The organism is Pararhizobium mangrovi (assembly GCF_006516965.1).
Taxonomy (GTDB): Bacteria; Pseudomonadota; Alphaproteobacteria; order Rhizobiales; family Rhizobiaceae; genus Pararhizobium_B; species Pararhizobium_B mangrovi.
The window spans coordinates 86857-104442 of sequence record NZ_VHLH01000005.1; the positions used below are offsets into that span (position 1 = coordinate 86857).

Sequence of the window (17586 nt, forward strand, 5' to 3'; positions counted from 1 at the left end):
GAAGGGTAGGTTCAGCCCTTGACCTTGAGCGCCCCCTCGCGCTGCTTGATCATCATGAAATGGTCGAAGCCGTACTGGGCGACCTGCTCCCACAGGAACGCCTCGTTGCGGAAGTCGGTCATGGAATCGTAGAGCTTCTTGAAGTCGGCGTTCTTGGCGCAGAGGTCGTCGTAGATCCCCTGCGCGGCGTCGAAGGCGGCGTTGAGGATATCGTTCGACATCGGCCGCAGAACGGCACCGTCGGAGACGAGCTTCTTCAGCGCCGGCGGATTGCGATAGTCGTAGGTCGCGAGCATCTCGCTGTTGGCAGCCGAGGACGCGGTCTTGAGAAGCGTCTTGTATTGGTCCGGCAGGTCGTTCCACTTGTCGAGATTGACCATGGTGTGGAGCGCGGCACCGCCCTCCCAGAAGGCCGGGTAGTAGTAATACTTCGCGACCTTGTAGAAGCCGAGCTTCTGGTCGTCGTAGGGACCGACGAATTCCACGGCGTCGAGCGTACCCTGTTCCAGTGCCGAATAGATGTCGCCGGCGGCGATCTGCTGCGGCACGACCCCAAGCTTTTCCATCACCTGCCCGGCGAGACCGGCGATGCGCATCTTCAGGCCCTTGAGATCGTCGACCGACTTGATCTCCTTGCGGTACCAGCCGCCCATCTGCGCGCCGGTATTGCCGGCCGGCATGGCGTAGACGTTCGCTTCCTTCTTGAAGAAGTCGTTGAGCAGCGTCATGCCGTCGCCTTGATAGAACCAAGCGTTTTCCTGACGCGCGTTCAGGCCGAACGGCACCGCGGTGCCGAAGGCGTAGGCAGGGTTCTTGCCGACATAGTAATAGGGTGCGGTGTGGCAGAGCTCGACGGTGCCGTTCGAGGCAGCATCGAGCGCTTCGAGCCCGGGCACGATCTCGCCGGCGGCGAAGACCTGGATGTCGAAATTGCCGTCGCTCGCCTCGCGGATGCGCTTGGTCATCTCGACCGAGGTATTGAAGATGGAGTCGATCGACTTCGGGAACGACGAGGTCATCCGCCAGTTGATCTTGGGATTGGACTGCGCGAGCGCGGGTGCGGCAAGCGACGATGCGGCGGCCGCACCGAGCCCGGCCGTACCGGCCTGCTTGAAGAATGAACGACGATCCATGGGTACCCTCCCCGGTTTTCTTGTCGGTTCTGCGCACGCCTCCCTCCCGAATGGCGACCGGCGTGCGCGCGTGCGGCACTCATAACCATTTCGCCCGCGCACTGGCAAGCACGCCGCCGCGCGTGGCCAGCCTTGAATTTTACGGCCGGGCGCGCCAGAAATCCGCCGGTACGCCGGAATTCCGCCCGTACGAAGGAGACCCGCCGAATGACCATGCCGCTCGTCGCCGTACCCGCCGATTTTCGCCGCTTCGAACGTTACGACTGGCACGCCGTGCCCGCGCAATATCTCGACGCGGCACGCATCGGAGCCGGCTGCCTTCCCCTCGTTGTGCCCGCATTCGAGGCCGGCATCGATATCGGCTCGGTAATTTCGCGCGTCGACGGCGTGCTCGTCACGGGCGCGAGGAGCAACGTCCACCCGTCCCGCTACGGCGAGGCGGAAACGGAGGCGCATGCCCCCTTCGATCCCGCGCGCGACGCGGTCAGCCTGCCGCTGATCACCGGCGCGATCGAACGTGGCATGCCGCTGCTCGCCATCTGCCGGGGCATTCAGGAACTGAACGTGGCGCTCGGCGGTTCCCTCGATCCGCGCGTGCACGAACTCACCGATCGCAGCGACCATCGCGAGGAGCAGAGCGACGACAACGACGTGCGCTTCGCCATCCGTCAGGATGTTTCGGTGGAGGCGGGAGGGTGTCTCGCACGCGTGGTCGGCGCGGGCACCATTCGCGTGAACTCTCTCCACAACCAGGGCATCGCTCGCCTGTCCGACCGGCTCAGCGCCGAAGCGCATGCGCCGGACGGCACCATCGAGGCGGTGTCGGTGAAGGATGCGGCAGGCTTCGCCCTTGGCGTCCAGTGGCATCCCGAATACTGGGTGCGCGACGACGGCCCGTCACGAGCGATCTTCGAAGCGTTCGGCAAGGCGGTACGCGATTATGCCGACGCCAACCGGCGGGCCGAAGCGGCGGAATGAAAAAGGGCCGCGCCCGGCTGGCGCGACCCCTTCGGAAAATCATCGGGCCGGAACCGATCCGGCAACCGTTCAGTCGTCGGGAAAGACGCTGACCATCGCGCCGTTGGCGTCGACCGATTCGTAAGCCGCGCCGTCGCCGACGGCCATGGCGAGAACCGTGTGGCCCTTGCTGTCACGCATGGCGAAGCTGCCCTTGCCGGTCTCGTCGACGGAGACGACGCCGCTCAGGCCCGGCCAGACCTTGTCGCATTGCGAGCCGGCGCTCAGCCGTTCGCCGCTGGCCGTTTCGCCGAGGCGCTTCATGTGGCAGCTCTCGTTGCGAGCCGGATTCGAGACGAGGTAGCGTGCTGCCTCGCGCGTGGCGGGCTGACCCGGTCCCCGGCCTTCCGGCATCAGGGATGCGGTCGCGATCGAACTGGTGACGATCGTGTCGGCTTCGCCCGGCGACCATGCCAGCCGTGCACCGGCGGCGGCGATCCCTGCGAAGACGACAAGTGCGAGAATCCGTTTCATGTCAAACGTTCCCCTTCGTGTCTGCTGACCGTTTCGATAGAATGAAGTGTAAAGATTGATGGACCGTTAACCAACCCCCTGCCTTCCTTCGCGCGGCCCGACCCCTCAACCCGCTGATATACGGGGCTTCGAGCGGAACGAGAGCGGCGTTCCCGGCCCGATCGAAGGTGCGGCACCGGCTTCGCAAAGGGCCGACGCGGCGCGTCGACGCCAGCGCCATCCCGCGCACGAAGCGAGCGTGATGGAAGGGTCCCCGCAAGGCCAGCCTTACGGACGATTCAATGGCGCGTGGAAACGAGTTCGCCGCTTTCGGGAACGGGCGTGACCGGCCGGCGGCGATCGAACCAGCCGGCGAGATTGTCGACGAGAAGATCGGCCATCGCGTTGCGGGTATGCTGCGAGGCCGACGCGACATGCGGCAGCAGGCTGACATTGTCGAGCTTCGTCAGGCCTTCGGGCACCTTCGGCTCGTTTGGAAAGACGTCGAGACCGGCCGCGGCGATCGTGCCGTTCGAAAGCGCGGTTTCGAGTGCGTCGCAGTCGACCGTCGAACCCCGACCGACATTGACGAGCACGCCGTTCGAACCGAGCGCCGAAAGGATCTCCGCGTCCACCGCCCTGTCCGTCGCCGGACCGCCCGGCACGATGACGATCAGCGTGTCGCAGCGTTCGGCCAGATCCTTCAGGCTCTCCGCGTAGGCGTACGAAACGTCCTCGCGCTTCGAGCGAGAATGGTAGAGGATCTCGACGCCGAAGCCTTCCAGCCGGCGCGCGATCGCCCGGCCGATACGGCCAAGCCCGAAGATGCCGACGGTGCGCCCGCGCAGGGTGAGCGGCGTCAGCCGATACCCGCCTTCGCTCGCCCAGCGTCCCGCGCGCAGATAGGTTTCCGCCCTCGGCAGTTCGCGCACCGTGTTGATGAGGAGACCGATCGTCGTGTCGGCGACCTCGTCGGAAAGCACGTCCGGCGTGTTGGTGACGACGACACCGCACCGTGCGGCATGCCCGGCATCGACCGGATCGTAGCCGACGCCGAAATGGGCGATGATCTCCAGATTGGGCAGCGCATCGATGAAGGCCGCGTCGATACGCGTCGAGCTCGCGATACCGCGGATCGAGGCTGCGAGTTCCGGCGTGATGAGTGCCGCGTCCGCCGTCTCGATGGCGACGGCTGCGAACTCCGCCTCGACACGCTCGCGGACCCGCGGATGAACCTTTCCCGGGATGAGGATTGTCGGTTCGCTTCCCTCGCTCACGCCTGTCTCCCTTCGCGCCCGTGCAGGACCGCAAGCTTGAGCGGCCCGGTGGATTGGCGGATGCGCATCTCCGGCTTGATGAGATGCAGACCGTTCGGTTCGGACGAACCGCTCAGTTTGTCAAGCAGCGCCCGCGCGGCGGAGCGGCCGACATCGGCCTGCCGGTTCCACACCGTCGTCAGCGCCGGCGTCGCGATCGCCGCCTCCTCGAGATCGTCGTAGCCGGTGACCGAGACGTCGCGTCCGACGATCGCCCCGGCACGGGCGATGCCGCTCATGAGGCCGATCGCGACGAGATCGTTCCAGCAAACGGCCGCCGTCGGCTTCTGCCGCATGGAAAGGAAATGCACCGCCGCCTCGAAGCCGCCCTGCTTGGTGCGCGGGCCCGGAATGCGCAGGCTCTCGTCCACCGGAATGCCCGCCCGGTCGAGCGCATCCGTATAGCCGCGATAGCGGTCGCGCCCCGTCGAAGTATGGTCCGAGCCGCCGACCATGGCGATGGTGCGATGGCCGAGCCCGATCAGATGGTTGGTGGCAAGCGATACCCCGTATGCGTCGTCGCCGCGAAAGGTCGGCACGTCCACATTGTCGACCGAACGGGCGACGAGGATCGCCGGCATGCCGTTTTCCTCGGCGAGGCGAATATCCGCCGCCGGCGTGCCGATCGCCGGCGACATGATGACGCCGTCGCCGCCGAGCTGCAGCAGGGTCTCGATGAAGTTGCGCTGCTTTTCAACCGAATCGTAGTGGTTCGACAGGATGAAGGTCTGGCGCGAGCGATCGAGCTCGCTCTCGATCGCACCGAGGATTTCTGCGTAGAACGGATTGATGATGTCGCGCACGACCACGCCGATGATGCCGGAACGCCGGGTGCGCAGGCTGGCCGCCCGCCGGTTGTAGATGTAGCCGAGCGCGCGCGCCTTTTCCTTGATGCGCTCGCGCGTGGTTTCGGCGACGAGCGGACTGTCGCGAAGCGCGAGCGAGACCGTCGCCGTCGATACGCCGAGTGTCTCCGCAATGGTGGAAAGCTTGATCTTCTGCGCCACTCGATCCCCACGGGCGGGATGCCGCCGGGATGCGGCGGTCGGTTTAAAATATTCGATTAAAGAATTTAGTCGGGATCGACAAGACCGCTTTGATCGCGAACGGAAAGTTTGCGAACGGCCCTGCTCGGCGAACGTCACCCGCCGTTCAGCGAACGAAGGGAATGCCGGCCGCGGAGACGAAATGCGGGATGGTCTTGGAAAAACGGAAATATCCCCGCGTCGCGAACGGCCACGCCGTGCGGTCCCAGGCGCGCGAGAGCCTTTGAAGGGCGATGCCGCGCTCGCACAGTCGCGCTTCGAGAAGCTTAAGCCAGTCGGCGACGGGTCCGACCGGCGCGTATGCGCTGACCACGCGGCGCGCCCCGCTCTCCTCGATCGCAACGATGAGCGCTTCCATATCGCCCACTCCGAAGACGGGTGCCTCTTCGGCGCCCGCCTGCCGCAACGCCTCCTTCAGCGCGCCGTCGGCGAAGGCGCGTGCCGGCTCGCCGATCGCAAGCGGCGAGCGCCAGTCTTCGAGCAAGGCGCCGGCGGTCCCGGCGATCGAGGCCGGCAACCCCGGTAGCGACGAAACCCGACAATCCTCCGCCGTCACCAGAAGGAATGCCGGTCCCTCGCCCGCCTCGCCGCGCCATGCCAGCGCTTCGGCATCCGGATGCGGACCTTCGTCGTCGAGCGGCTCGGGGTCTTCGGCAAGGCCTTCCGGCCGGAAGCGGCCGCCGGAGCATTCCTCGATCGCGTCCGGAGTGGCGACATAGTGCTTGCCGCGAGAATGCAGCCCCGCGACCCAGCGCCAGGAGAGCGTGTTCGACGCCGGATCGCCGTCCATCAGGTGCCGGAAGAAGAAGTCCGCGCCAAGCGTCCAGGGCAGGTCCAGCGTGAAGATCCAGATCGAGGCGAAGGACATGCGTGCATGGTTGTGCAGATAACCGGTCACGACGAGCTCGCGTGCCCACGCATCGAAGGCGTCGATCCCGGTTTCGCCGGCCAAAGCCCTCGCATAGGCATCGCCGAGCTTCGTGTCGCTTTCGGTCCGCGCGAGCGCATCGTCGCGTTCCTCTCGATAAGCGTCCCAGACCCGGGGGCGCATTTCGAGCCAGCCCTTGAAATAGGTGCGCCAGAAGATCTCGCGGACGATGGCACCGCTTTCCCACGGCCCGAAACGATCGATCGCCTGCCGGCAGACCTCCTCCTCGGTGATCAGGCGGCGCCGGACCCAGGGCGATAACCGCGAGACGCTCGCCGGACGGTCCGGCCCGAGATCGCGGTTTCGATGGCGCGCATAGGCAGAACCCGCCTGCGGCAGAAAGCGCGCGAGCCGTTCGAGCCCCGCCGCCCGCGTCGGCTCGAAGTCGATCGCGCTTCGTGGTTCGTCCATGCCGGTCTTCCTTGCTCGCGCGACCGGCGGCGGTGGCGCCGCGCCCGGTCATCGCCTATATCGGGCACAGTTATGTAGTAACGTGAAAGCCGAAGGCCATGAACGATCTCGTCGCCGAAGCGGGCGTGAAGACGCTCCCCGTCACCGTGCTCACGGGCTATCTGGGCTCGGGCAAGACGACCCTCCTGAACCGCATCCTCTCGGAGAACCACGGCAAGCGCTACGCCGTCATCGTCAACGAGTTCGGCGAGGTCGGCATCGACAACGACCTCATCGTCGAGTCCGACGAAGAGATCTACGAGATGAACAATGGCTGCGTGTGCTGTACTGTGCGCGGCGATCTCGTGCGCGTCGTGGAAGGGCTGATGCGCCGGCCCGGGCGCTTCGACGCGATCGTCGTGGAGACGACGGGCCTCGCCGACCCTGCGCCCGTCGCGCAGACCTTCTTCATGGACGACGACGTGCGCGCCAAGACGCATCTCGACGCCGTGGTCGCCCTCGTCGATGCGAAGCACCTGCCGTTGCGGCTGAAGGATTCGCGCGAGGCGGAGGACCAGATCGCCTTTGCCGACGTCGTCGTGCTCAACAAGACCGACCTCGTGACGCCGGAAGAACTCGCCGACGTCGAGGCGGCGGTGCGCGCGATCAATCCGTCGGCGCGCATACACCGGACGGAGCGCGCCGGCGTGCCGCTGGAAGAGGTGCTCGACCGTGGCGCCTTCGATCTCTCCCGCGCCCTAGAGAACGATCCGCATTTCCTCGACGCGGAGGATCCCGACCATGTCTGCGGCCCGGACTGCGACCACGACCATCATCACGACCACGGGCACGATCATGCGCACGGCGACGCGCATCATCATCACGGCGCGGTCTCTCCAATCCACGACGCGACGGTGACGTCGATCTCGCTTCGCGGCGGCACGATGGACCCGAAGCGTTTCTTTCCGTGGATCCAGAAGGTCACGCAGACGGACGGGCCGAACATCCTGCGGCTGAAGGGCATCATCGCCTTTGCCGACGACGACGACCGCTATGTCGTGCAGGGCATTCACATGCTGATCGAGGGCGACCACCAGCGCAAATGGAAGGAGGACGAGAAGCGCGAAAGCCGCATCGTCTTCATCGGCCGCGAGCTCGACCGCGAGAAGCTCGAACGCAGCTTCATGGCCTGCCAGGCGCAGGCCTGACCGGCGCACCCTGCCCGCTATCGCGAACCCACCTTCCCCAGCCCGAGACCGCACCATGCCGAGCGTCGCCCCCTTCGACATCGACGATTATTGCGTCGCCGCCGCCTTCCTCGGCGACACGCCGGTCTTTGCTGCGGCCGGCGGGCTCGTCCACCGGCTCGACGGCACGGGAAAGGCGAGCGAGGCGCATGACGGCCTGCTCTGCGCCTCGCTCGATGCCGACAACGCCCGACTGATCTGCAGTGGCGAGGACGGTCGCGTCACCGCGATCGCGGCCGACGGAACGGTCGAGGAACTGGCTTCGATCGGGCGCAAATGGATCGCTCAGGTCGCCGCCGGCCCGCGCGGTGCGATCGGCTTTGCCGTCGGGCGAACGGCCTATGTGCGCCTTCCTGACGGCACCCTGAAGGAGATCGCCGAGGAGCGCACCGTCGAGGGAATCGCCTTCGCGCCGAAGGGCCTTCGCGTGGCGCTCGCGCGCTACAACGCCGTGGCGCTGCACTTTGCCGCTGCCGGCGGCAAGCCGGTCGAACTGGAATGGAAGGGCGCGCATACCGGCGTCACCTTTTCGCCGGACGGCCGCTTCGTCGTCTCCGCCATGCAGGAAAACGCGCTGCACGGCTGGAAGCTTGACGCCAAAGGCTCCGACAACCGCCACATGCGCATGACCGGCTATCCGGCCAAGGTGAAGTCGCTTTCCTGGTCCGCCAAGGGCAAATGGCTCGCTTCCTCCGGCGCGCCGGCAGCCGTCGTCTGGCCGTTCTCAGGCAAGGACGGCCCGATGGGCAAGGCCCCGCTCGAACTCGGCACGCGCGGCGATGCCCAGGTCGTCGCGGTCGCCTGCCACCCGGCCGAAGACGTCGTCGCCATCGGCTATTCCGACGGCATGGTGCTTGCCGCCCGCCTTGCCGACAAGAAGGAAGTCCTTCTGCGCCGCCCCGGCAAGGGCCCGATCACCTCGCTCGCGTGGTCCGCCGACGGCAAACGCCTCGCCTACGGCTCCGAGGCCGGCGACTGCGGGGTGGTGGATATCGCGGGGTAGCTGCCGCGAGAGTTTCATCTCAACAATGGGCCAAGACTTCGATACACGACAAGCGGCATCAAGCTTCGGAAGCTGGATGGTCGGCCTGCAAGATTCCTACTTACTGTAACAACACCTCGAACCATATCATAGACTGGAAGTTGACTTAAGCCAAAATCGCCGAAGTCGGTAAGCTTATGCTCTTTCGACGAGTTATCTTCGCCGTCGACAACACAAGCGACTGACCACTTTCCCTCAATATCAAAACCATATTTGAGGATCGTATCTCCCTGCGTATGAAGCAGGGATTCCTCTCTTAATGTAAACCAGTATATGTCTTCTTCCGATTGAAGCATTGCAATTATAGAAAACGGAGCTTGCCGCGCGAACTCCGCTATTCCTTCGGCGAGCAATCGACCAAAGTTTGGTGAATTTTCTAACCTGTCTTTTCTCTTATCTTTTAATTTTTTAATATCAGAATTTATCTTACTAGTATCTCGATTGCGACTCTTAGAATCTTCCAGTTCACCAATCTTCCGGTCTATTTCTTTTATCTCTTCAAAGAAAAAGGAAGGGTTGTTAGAGACAAACTCTACCGCAGCATCCATGAGTGAGCGGTTACTAGCAGCTTTTCGAAACGGCGTTAGATCGTATATCGAAAGATTTCCTGATACAATTTGCAGAGTTCCAATTGAACTACCTGAATACGACGTTTGAGCCTGAGCATCGTCAACATATTGAACCAGAGCTTTTGCTTGAGCCCATTCGGGATTTTTCATCAGCTTTTCGGATGTAGCATTAGCACTCGTGCGCTCACCTGCGGCTGAGATACCTAGCAACGATAGAATTTTAGCGCTCGGTAAACCAACGGACCCAGATCGAGAACCGCTCGTTTCACGTGTCGTTTCTTCACGCTCGACCAAACCCTCAGAAAGAAATTGCGCTAAGAAACTCGCGACCTTAGGGCGGTCAACATACATGAAATCCAGCAACTGGTCCGCGTAATCCGTCATCATAAGTGCCTTTCTGCATTCAACGATAATTTTTTAGAAAACGTAAAAACAGCATATACTCTGCACTTATACTTAAGTATAAATTTCCGAATTATGTTTTTTACTATTTTTTCATTTGCGTACAGTTAATTATTACGTCTTCGTGCTTTTTCTTCCCTATAGATTACGCCGCATCCGCTGCCTGATATCTAACGTTACGTACGCCCGCCGCCACAAGCATTCCGCTTGCACCCTCCAGCGCCTCCTCGACCAGTTCAAGCCCGAGAAACCGTGCCCGCTCGAACGGTCCCGGAATCGTCAGCGTCGCCGCTTTTTCCGCCGAGAACCCAAAACGGGCGTAGTAGGGCGCGTCGCCGACGAGGAGGATCGCGCGGTGGCCGTGGGTCTTGGCTTCGGCGATCGCGTGGCACATCAGGGCCGAGCCGATGCCGAGGCTCGCGGCTTCCGGGGCGACGGCGAGCGGGCCGAGAAGGAGCGCTGGAACGGGTGTGCCGGTCTGGTCGATGCCGGCTTCGACGTGCCAGAGGCGGACGGTGCCGATCAGCGTTCCGGCTTCGTCGCGTGCCGCAAAGGCCAGCCCTTCCGCCGGCATGCGGCCGCGGCGCAGGGTTTCGGAGGACTTGCGGAAACGGCCCTCGCCCATGGCGCGGTCGAGCAGCGCCTCGCGCGCGGGCACGTCGGCCGCGGTTTCGGAGGCGATGGTGAATTCAGTGGTCTGAAGCAGCTCGGTCATGAGCCTGATCCTCGGCAAGCGAACGCAATCCGGCGAGAGCGGAATGCGGGATCCGTGTCCCGCATTCCGCGCCGTCGAAAGGACCGTGGACGCGCCCTTGTCGGGCGCGGCCGGTCAGATGACGTAGGATCGCAGCGGTTCGAAGCCGTTGAAGGCGACCGAGGCATAGGTCGTCGTGTAGGCGCCCGTGCCGCCGATCAGCACCTCGTCGCCGATCGTCAGCGAGATCGGCAGCGGATAGGGCGTGTTCTCGTAGAGAACGTCGGCAGAATCGCAGGTCGGGCCGGCGATGATGCACGGCTCCATCTCGTCGGCATCCCGGTCGGTCGTGATCGGGTAGCGGATCGCCTCGTCCATTGTCTCGGCCAAGCCACCGAACTTGCCGATGTCGAGATAGACCCAGCGGTTCTCGCCGAGGTCCGACTTGCGCGAGACGAGCACGACTTCGGCCTTGATCGCACCGGCATTGCCGACCATGCCGCGGCCGGGCTCGATGATCGTCTCGGGAAGCTGGTTGCCGAAATGGTCGATCAGTGCGCCCTTGATCGCCTGGCCGTAGGCCTCGGCGCTCGGCACGTCCTTGAGGTAGCGCGTCGGGAAACCGCCGCCCATGTTGACCATCTCGAGAACAATGCCCTGGCGGGCGAGCTTGTCGAAGACGTATTTAGAGTCGGCGATCGCCGCGTCCCAGGCGTCGAGATTGGTCATCTGCGAGCCGACGTGGAACGAGACGCCATAAGACGTCAGGCCGAGCTGGTGGGCATAGACGAGCACGTCGACGGCCATCTGCGGCACGCAGCCGAACTTGCGCGAGAGCGGCCATTCCGCCCCCTCGCCGCTCGTCAGCACGCGGCAGAAGACGCGAGCGCCGGGTGCGGCACGCGCGATCTTTTCCACTTCCTCGTGGCTGTCGACGGCGAAGAGCGAGACGCCGAGCGCATGGGCGCGGGCGATGTCGCGCTCCTTCTTGATCGTGTTGCCGTAGGAGATGCGCGTCGCGTCCGCGCCGGCTTCCATGGCAAGCTCGATCTCGCGCACCGAAGCGGTGTCGAAGTTGGAGCCCATGTCGGCGAGCAGCTTCAGGACTTCCGGAGCCGGGTTCGCCTTGACGGCGTAGAAGATCCGGCTGTCGGGCAGCGCGCGCTCGAAGGCGCGGTAGTTGTCACGCACGACGTCGAGGTCGACGACGAGGCAGGGGCCGTCCGGGCGGGTGGTACGGATGAAATCGCGGATACGGTCGGTCGCCATAGGCGTTGCTCCCATTCCATTTGACCGGCGTTTCGGCCGGCCGACAAAGGGCGTGCGAAAGACCTTGCGGTTCCGGCCTTTGGAGACCCCGGAACGCGCGCGATCGCTCGACGCGACGAAAGGACTTCAACGCTTCGAAAAACGTCGGTCCGCTTTGTCTGCCTTGGATTGGATGGGACGGACCCAACCGCACTCTCGGCAATGAAGGTGTGCCTCTGCAGTAACCCCGGCTGGTGGAAAGCCGGCAGACACCAGAAAGGCCCGCACCGTCGTTGCTTCAAGATGTCCTCGCCCTCTCCGATCGGCCGGAGAAGCGACTGGAGGGGTTAGCTCCAGGTACCTTGCCGGGTCCCTCACCATGACGAGGGATCGGCGGACACCCACAGGCACGTGCGACTTTGGGCAAGGGCGAGATAATGAAAATCGCCTGCCGCTTCAAGCTCTTTCTGCGCCACCCTTGAAAAAGGGTTCAGGCAGAGGGAAAACGGCAACATGAGGTTGTTCGTCGATGGGGAAGCGCAGTGCCAAAGATCCCGTTCCTCGACACGTCGACGCCAACCGCGGTGGCCGGTCAGTGCGTGGGCCTCGTCGCGCTCGTGCTGTGTCTGGCGGCCTTCGCGAGCCGAAGCGACGAGCGGCTTCTCGCCGTTCTGATCCTTGCGAACGTCGCGTTCACCCTACAATACGTGCTCTTCGGAGCCTGGGTCGGCGCCGGCATTTCCGCTCTCGTCATCCTGCGGATCGTCTTTGCCAGACGCTTCAAGGGAAGCGTTGCCGCCATGGCCGGGATCATCGCGGCAAACGTGGCGATCGCTGCCTTCGCATGGCGCGGACCCGGCGATCTTCTGCCACTCGGCGCCGGCATTTCCGGTGCCGTCGCCATGTTCATGGCACGCGGGATCACGATGCGCGTCATGCTGATCGTCGCCACCCTTTGCTGGATCGGCACCAACGCATTGGTCGGCTCTCTGGGTGCCATGATGGCGGATATCGCTATCCTCGCAACGAACCTCGTGACCATCGTGCGGCTGGTGTCGGAACGAACCCGCTCCGGCCCACGCATCGGCCCTGCCACGAAGAAAAGGGTGTGAGACCATGGATACGCTGACGCGAATGCGCGCCTATATCGAGGTCGTCGACGCCGAAGGCTTCACCGCCGCCGCGCGCAAGCTCGGCCGATCGAAGGCGCTGCTTTCGAAATACGTGCGCGAACTCGAGGACGAACTCGGCGCATTGCTTCTCAACCGGACGACGCGTCAGTTTTCACTTACCGAAGCCGGACGGACCTACTACCACCGCGCGAACGATCTGGTGCGCGAGATCGACGAGCTTGCGGACCAGGTGCGCGAAGGCAACTCGGACCTCAAGGGCAAGCTGCGCATTTCCGCTCCCCGGACCTTCGTCGACGCCGAAATCGGCCGGTCGCTGATCGATTTCGCGGACCGGCACCCCGACATCGTCCTTGCGATCCATGCCGACGATCGCTTCGTCGATCTCGTGGAAGAGGGTTTCGACGTCGCCATCCGCATTTCGCAGCTCGAGGACTCCGGGCTCATCGCCCGCAAGCTCGCCCCGTTCGCGCTCAGGCTCTGCGCGACGCCGGCAATTCTCGAGCAGCATGGGCTGCCGACGCATCCGCGCGATCTCTCCCGCCTGCCCTGCGTGGTCGACACCAACAGCCGATCGCTGAACAACTGGCGCTTCGTGGACGAGGACAGGACGCCCTTCACGGTGAACGTCGACGGCCGCATCGAGGTCAACAGCCCCATCGCCTCCATGCGGGCCGCCTGCGCCGGGCTCGGCTTTGCCGTCATCCCCGATTTCATCGCCGACGGGCCGATCGAGACGGGGGCTCTCACGAGCGTCCTCGAATCGTTCACGCCGGCCGATCGCGGCATCTACGCGATCTATCCGCACCGCCGCTACCTGCCGGCGAAGACGCGCACCTTCGTCGATGCGCTGACGGAATGGTTCAAGGCGAACGACCGGACGTGATCGGCGGCTTGCCTTCTCGCGCGACCCGCCATGCGCTTCAGGGTCGCCGCCTGCGACGCTGGTAGCGCGCGCGCAGCCAGAAGAGCACGAAGAACGCCCCGACATAGGCGATGGCGACGGCAAGCGCGAGCCATGGCGAAAAGGTGCCGAGCCACTGCATGATCGGCGGCAGGACGAACCAGCCGCCGAAGGCGAAGAAGCAGATGATCGCCGCCGCGATGAGGGCCGAGCGGTCCTCCCGCTTCATGCGTCGGGCCCAGCGATACGCGCCCGGATCGCCTCCAGCCGCTCGCGCTGCCGGTTCGCCGCGTCGAAATTGCCGGGCGCCAGCCATTCGCGCAGGGCTGCGGAAACGAGCGGCCATTCATGGTCGAGCACGGAAAACCATGCCGTGTCGCGGTTGGCACCCTTGACCACCATATGCTGGCGAAAGACGCCCTCTTCCGTGAAGCCGAAGCGTTGCGCGGCGCGGCGCGAGGGCGCGTTCGCCGCGTTGCACTTCCATTCGAACCGGCGATAGCCGAGATCCTCGAAAACGTATCGCGCCATCAGGAAGAACGCCTCGCTGGCACCCGCCTTGCGGGAAAGCCCGGGTCCCCAATAGACGTTGCCGATCTCCGCGACGCCGTTTGCCGCGTCGATGCGCATCAGCGCCTGCCGGCCCAAAGCGCGCCCGCTCTCGATTTCGACGACCGCGAAGAACAGGGTATCCTCGCTCGTCTCGGCGCGCTCCATCCAGACTTGAAAGGCCTCGCGGCTTTCGGGCGGGTGTTCCGGCAGCCAGGCGAAACGATCCCGGGCATCGGCCACGCTCGATACGGCGAAGAGATCGTCGCCGTGCCGGGAGGCATCGAGTGGTTCGAGACGGACATATTCGCCCTCGAGCACCCTTCGCTGCGGCCGTTCGCAGCCCGTCCATCCGCTGAGGTCCCGCATGTCTTCGTTTTGCCCTTCATGGAAATCGCGCGGCGGATAGGACAGGAGATCGCTCCGCGAAGCAAGCCTCCGCCCTGCCCTGTCGAAGGCGGATTGGGTCGTGCGCACGTTCGGGCTATGGAAGAAAGCGTCACACCGGGGAAAGCCGCATGCTTCACGTCAATTCCGCATTCGACCGCATCGGCGAGGAAAACGCCTTTACCGTTCTGGCGCGGGCGAACGCGCTCGCGCGGCAGGGGCGCGACATCGTCAATCTCGGCATCGGCCAGCCGGATTTCCGAACGCCGGAACACATCGTCGAGGCCGGCATCCGGGCGCTGCGCGACGGCTACCACGGCTACACGCCTGCCGAGGGCATGCCGGAAACGCGCGAGGCCGTCGTCCGCCGGACGCTGACGACCACCGGCATCGAGATTTCCCCGCAGGACGTAATGATCATGCCCGGCGGCAAGCCGACGATGTTCGCCGCGATCGCGCTCTTCGGCGAACCGGGCGCGGAGATCTGCTATCCCGATCCGGGCTTTCCGATCTATCGCTCGCTGATCGACTATACCGGGGCGAAGGCCGTGCCCGTGCCGATCCGCGAGGAGAACGGTTTTGCCTTCTCGGCGGAGGAGACGCTTGCGCTGATCACCCCGCGAACCCGTCTCCTCATCGTCAACTCGCCGGCCAACCCGACGGGCGGCGTCACCCCGCGCGCGGAGATCGAAAAACTCGTCGCCGGCCTCGAAGCGCATCCGCACGTCGCGATCCTTTCAGACGAGATCTACGACGCAATGACATACGACGGCGAGGCGCATACCTCGCTTCTCCGGTTCCCTTCCATCCGCGACCGGCTGATCGTGCTCAATGGCTGGTCGAAGACCTGGGCGATGACCGGCTGGCGCCTCGGCTGGTCGATCTGGCCCGCCGCGGGCGCCGGAGCGCGTCTGAAGGAGGGCGCACGCAAGCTCGCCGTCAACAGCTGGTCCTGCGCGAATGCCGTGACGCAGATCGCCGGCATCGCCGCGATCGACGGGCCGCAGGACGACGTCGAGGCAATGCTCGCCGCTTTCGATCGGCGGCGAAAGCTCGTCGTCGAACGTGCGAACGCACTGCCGGGCGTCACCTGCACGACGCCGAAGGGCGCGTTCTATGCGTTCGCCAATATTGCCGGCACGGGATGGAAGGCGAAGCCGCTCGCCTCGAAGCTTCTGGAGGAAGCCGGCGTCGCCCTCATCGCCGGGCCGGATTTCGGCGTTCACGGCGAAGGCTATCTGCGCATCTCCTACGCCAATTCCGAGGAGAACATCGAGCGCGCACTCGCGCGGATCGGCGACTTCCTTACGAATGAAGCCCCATGAAGGCGACGATCGCCACGCAGGTCGCGACGCCGACGACGAGGTTCATCGGCACGCCGATCTTCAGGAAATCGGCGAACCGGTAGTTCGCCGCGCCGTAGACGAGCGTGTTCGTCTGGTAGCCGATCGGCGTCGCGAAGCTGGCGCTGGCGGCGAACATGACGGCGACCACGAAGGCGCGCGGGTCGAGCCCCATATGCTTGGCAAGGCCGATCGCAAGCGGCGTGACGATAACGGCGATCGCGTTGTTGGTGACCACCTCCGTCAGGAACGAGGTCAGCACGTAGAGCGCGATCAGCGTCACGAGCGGTGGCAGGCCCGAAAGGGTCGGCGACATCAGCGCGACCAGATATTCGACGGCGCCGGTCGAATCGAGCGCCTGCCCGATGATCAGCATGGCGAAGATCAGAACGAGGATGGAGCCGTCGATCGAGCTCCAGGCTTCGTCGCCGTCGATGCAGCGCAGCATCAGGATCGCCGCCATGGCCATCAGTGCGAGCGCCCCGATCGGCAGCACGTCGAAGGCGGCAAGCGCGACGACGCCGACGAGCGCAAGGATGGCGAGCGGCGCCTTGCCGCGGCGAAAGCCGCGCGGCCCGGTCGCCGAAAGCAGGATCAGGTCGTTGTCGCGCGAAAGACCGGCATAGGCGGCTTCGGGCCCCTGAAGAAGAAGCCGGTCGGCAGCGCGCAGGCGCAGGCTTTCGAGATCGGGACCGGCCATGTGGCGATGGCGGTTCACGCCGAGTACGCGCACGCCGTAGCGTTGGGCAAGCGAAAGTTCGGCGAGCGAAAGGCCGACGCCGCTTCGTCCGGGCGATACGATCGCCTCGCCGGTGACGACCTTGTCCGCGCCGACGAGCCCGCGCCTGGAACCGACGAGCAGACCCGGATTGGCGGCGAGCGAGGTCAGTTCCTCGCCAGTCGCCGCGACGATGACGACGTCGCCGCGTTCGAGGACGACGTCGGCGAGCCTGTCGCGCAGAAAGGTCTTGCCGCGCCGGATCGCCCTGACGTTCACGCCGTCATGGGAAAAGGCGGACGTCTCGCCGAGCCGGCGCCCTTCATAGGCGCTTTCGCCGCGAAGGAGCACGTCGCTGAGATAGAGGTTGGCGACGCCCCCGGCCGGATCGACGAGCGAAGGCCGGTCGGGCAGGAGCCAGCGGCCGAGCAGCACCATCACCGCGAGACCCGCAAGGGCCGCGACGATGCCGACCGGAGTGATCTCGAAGATGGAGAAGGCGGCGAGCCCCTCCTTGCGCGCGACGCCGTCGACCAGAAGGTTCGTCGAGGTGCCGATGAGGGAACACGTTCCGCCGAGGATCGCGGCATAGGACAGGGGAATGAGCAGACGCGTCGGCGCGATGTCGATCGCCCGCGCGAGCCGGGCGACGACGGGGATCATGACGACGACGAGCGGCGTGTTGTTGACGAAGGCGGACGCGACGATCGTCGCGGCCAGCATGACGGCCACCGCGAACATCGGGCGTCGCGTCGCCCGCGTCAACGTGGCGTTGGCGAGCGTCTCGATGACGCCGGTACGCACGAGCGCGCCCGAAAGCACGAACATCGCCGCGATGGTGATCGGCGCGGAATTGGAAAAGACCTTCATCGCGTCGTCCGTCGAGACGAGGCCGAGCAGCAGGCAGAGACCCGCGCCTCCCGTCGCCATGACGGCCGGCGGATAGCGTTCGGTGAGAAAACCGACGAAGACGAGCCCGAGAACGGCAAGCGCGACGGCCACGGAATGGTCGGCGATGAACGGGACGGGCATGCAGCAACGTGCTCGTCGAGCGCTTCAGCCGCGGCGGG

At 64.7% G+C, this 17586-nt stretch carries 17 protein-coding genes; 6 read left to right on the forward strand and 11 right to left on the reverse strand.

Annotation, left to right across the window (positions count from 1 at the left end):
* Positions 1–11: 11 nt before the first annotated feature.
* Positions 12–1133: a TRAP transporter substrate-binding protein gene (locus FJU11_RS04420; RefSeq protein ID WP_141165813.1), complete on the reverse strand. Its 1122-nt coding sequence runs from the start codon at positions 1131–1133 to the stop codon at positions 12–14.
* 207 nt (positions 1134–1340) lie between these two features.
* Between FJU11_RS04420 and FJU11_RS04425 the strand changes: the two genes are divergently transcribed.
* On the forward strand, positions 1341–2111 hold the full coding sequence (locus FJU11_RS04425) for a gamma-glutamyl-gamma-aminobutyrate hydrolase family protein (protein WP_141165814.1): 771 nt from the start codon (positions 1341–1343) through the stop codon (positions 2109–2111).
* Between the two features lie 69 nt (positions 2112–2180).
* Here the strand turns inward: FJU11_RS04425 and FJU11_RS04430 are convergent, their stop codons facing one another.
* From FJU11_RS04430 to FJU11_RS04445, 4 genes are all read right to left on the reverse strand, one after another.
* Complete coding sequence (locus FJU11_RS04430) at positions 2181–2624, reverse strand: hypothetical protein (protein WP_141165815.1); 444 nt, start codon at positions 2622–2624, stop codon at positions 2181–2183.
* Between the two features lie 278 nt (positions 2625–2902).
* Positions 2903–3880: a 2-hydroxyacid dehydrogenase gene (locus tag FJU11_RS04435; RefSeq protein ID WP_141165816.1), complete on the reverse strand. Its 978-nt coding sequence runs from the start codon at positions 3878–3880 to the stop codon at positions 2903–2905.
* Positions 3877–4926: a LacI family DNA-binding transcriptional regulator gene (locus FJU11_RS04440; protein ID WP_141165817.1), complete on the reverse strand. Its 1050-nt coding sequence runs from the start codon at positions 4924–4926 to the stop codon at positions 3877–3879. The genes FJU11_RS04435 and FJU11_RS04440 overlap by 4 nt, the downstream gene beginning before the upstream one ends.
* 145 nt (positions 4927–5071) lie before the next feature.
* Positions 5072–6304 carry an FAD-binding domain-containing protein gene (locus FJU11_RS04445; RefSeq protein WP_141165818.1) on the reverse strand — a complete coding sequence of 411 codons (1233 nt, stop codon included), beginning with the start codon at positions 6302–6304 and terminating at the stop codon, positions 5072–5074.
* A gap of 98 nt (positions 6305–6402) precedes the next feature.
* On the opposite strand from FJU11_RS04445, the gene FJU11_RS04450 reads away from it, so the two are divergent.
* On the forward strand, positions 6403–7491 hold the full coding sequence (locus FJU11_RS04450; protein WP_141165819.1) for a CobW family GTP-binding protein: 1089 nt from the start codon (positions 6403–6405) through the stop codon (positions 7489–7491).
* Positions 7492–7546: 55 nt separating this feature from the next.
* Positions 7547–8533: a WD40 repeat domain-containing protein gene (locus FJU11_RS04455; protein ID WP_141165820.1), complete on the forward strand. Its 987-nt coding sequence runs from the start codon at positions 7547–7549 to the stop codon at positions 8531–8533.
* Between the two features lie 14 nt (positions 8534–8547).
* Here FJU11_RS04455 and FJU11_RS04460 read toward each other — a convergent pair whose 3' ends face one another.
* The 3 genes from FJU11_RS04460 to odc2 all read right to left on the reverse strand — a co-directional run bounded on the left by FJU11_RS04460 (position 8548) and on the right by odc2 (position 11506).
* Positions 8548–9528: a DUF6414 family protein gene (locus FJU11_RS04460; protein WP_141165821.1), complete on the reverse strand. Its 981-nt coding sequence runs from the start codon at positions 9526–9528 to the stop codon at positions 8548–8550.
* A gap of 160 nt (positions 9529–9688) precedes the next feature.
* On the reverse strand, positions 9689–10258 hold the full coding sequence (locus FJU11_RS04465; protein WP_141165822.1) for a GNAT family N-acetyltransferase: 570 nt from the start codon (positions 10256–10258) through the stop codon (positions 9689–9691).
* Positions 10259–10372: 114 nt separating this feature from the next.
* A complete protein-coding gene (gene odc2 / locus FJU11_RS04470) occupies positions 10373–11506 on the reverse strand; it encodes an ornithine/lysine decarboxylase (RefSeq protein ID WP_141165823.1) in 1134 nt (377 codons plus the stop codon).
* Positions 11507–12027: 521 nt separating this feature from the next.
* Between odc2 and FJU11_RS04475 the strand changes: the two genes are divergently transcribed.
* Complete coding sequence (locus FJU11_RS04475; RefSeq protein WP_210242838.1) at positions 12028–12597, forward strand: YgjV family protein; 570 nt, start codon at positions 12028–12030, stop codon at positions 12595–12597.
* A gap of 4 nt (positions 12598–12601) precedes the next feature.
* The gene (locus FJU11_RS04480; RefSeq protein WP_141165824.1) at positions 12602–13501 is read left to right on the forward strand and encodes a LysR family transcriptional regulator; all 900 of its coding nucleotides are present in this window, start codon (positions 12602–12604) and stop codon (positions 13499–13501) included.
* A 37-nt stretch (positions 13502–13538) separates the two neighbouring features.
* Here FJU11_RS04480 and FJU11_RS04485 read toward each other — a convergent pair whose 3' ends face one another.
* Positions 13539–13748, reverse strand: a complete 210-nt coding sequence (locus tag FJU11_RS04485) for a hypothetical protein (RefSeq protein ID WP_141165825.1) — start codon at positions 13746–13748, stop codon at positions 13539–13541.
* A complete protein-coding gene (locus FJU11_RS04490) occupies positions 13745–14437 on the reverse strand; it encodes a GNAT family N-acetyltransferase (RefSeq protein WP_141165826.1) in 693 nt (230 codons plus the stop codon). Before FJU11_RS04490 ends, FJU11_RS04485 begins: the two co-directional genes overlap by 4 nt.
* 149 nt (positions 14438–14586) lie before the next feature.
* Between FJU11_RS04490 and FJU11_RS04495 the strand changes: the two genes are divergently transcribed.
* A complete protein-coding gene (locus FJU11_RS04495; RefSeq protein ID WP_141165827.1) occupies positions 14587–15780 on the forward strand; it encodes a pyridoxal phosphate-dependent aminotransferase in 1194 nt (397 codons plus the stop codon).
* On the opposite strand, the gene FJU11_RS04500 is transcribed toward FJU11_RS04495, so the two are convergent.
* Positions 15761–17548, reverse strand: a complete 1788-nt coding sequence (locus FJU11_RS04500; protein WP_141165828.1) for an SLC13 family permease — start codon at positions 17546–17548, stop codon at positions 15761–15763. The genes FJU11_RS04495 and FJU11_RS04500 overlap by 20 nt on opposite strands.
* Positions 17549–17586: the final 38 nt, after the last annotated feature.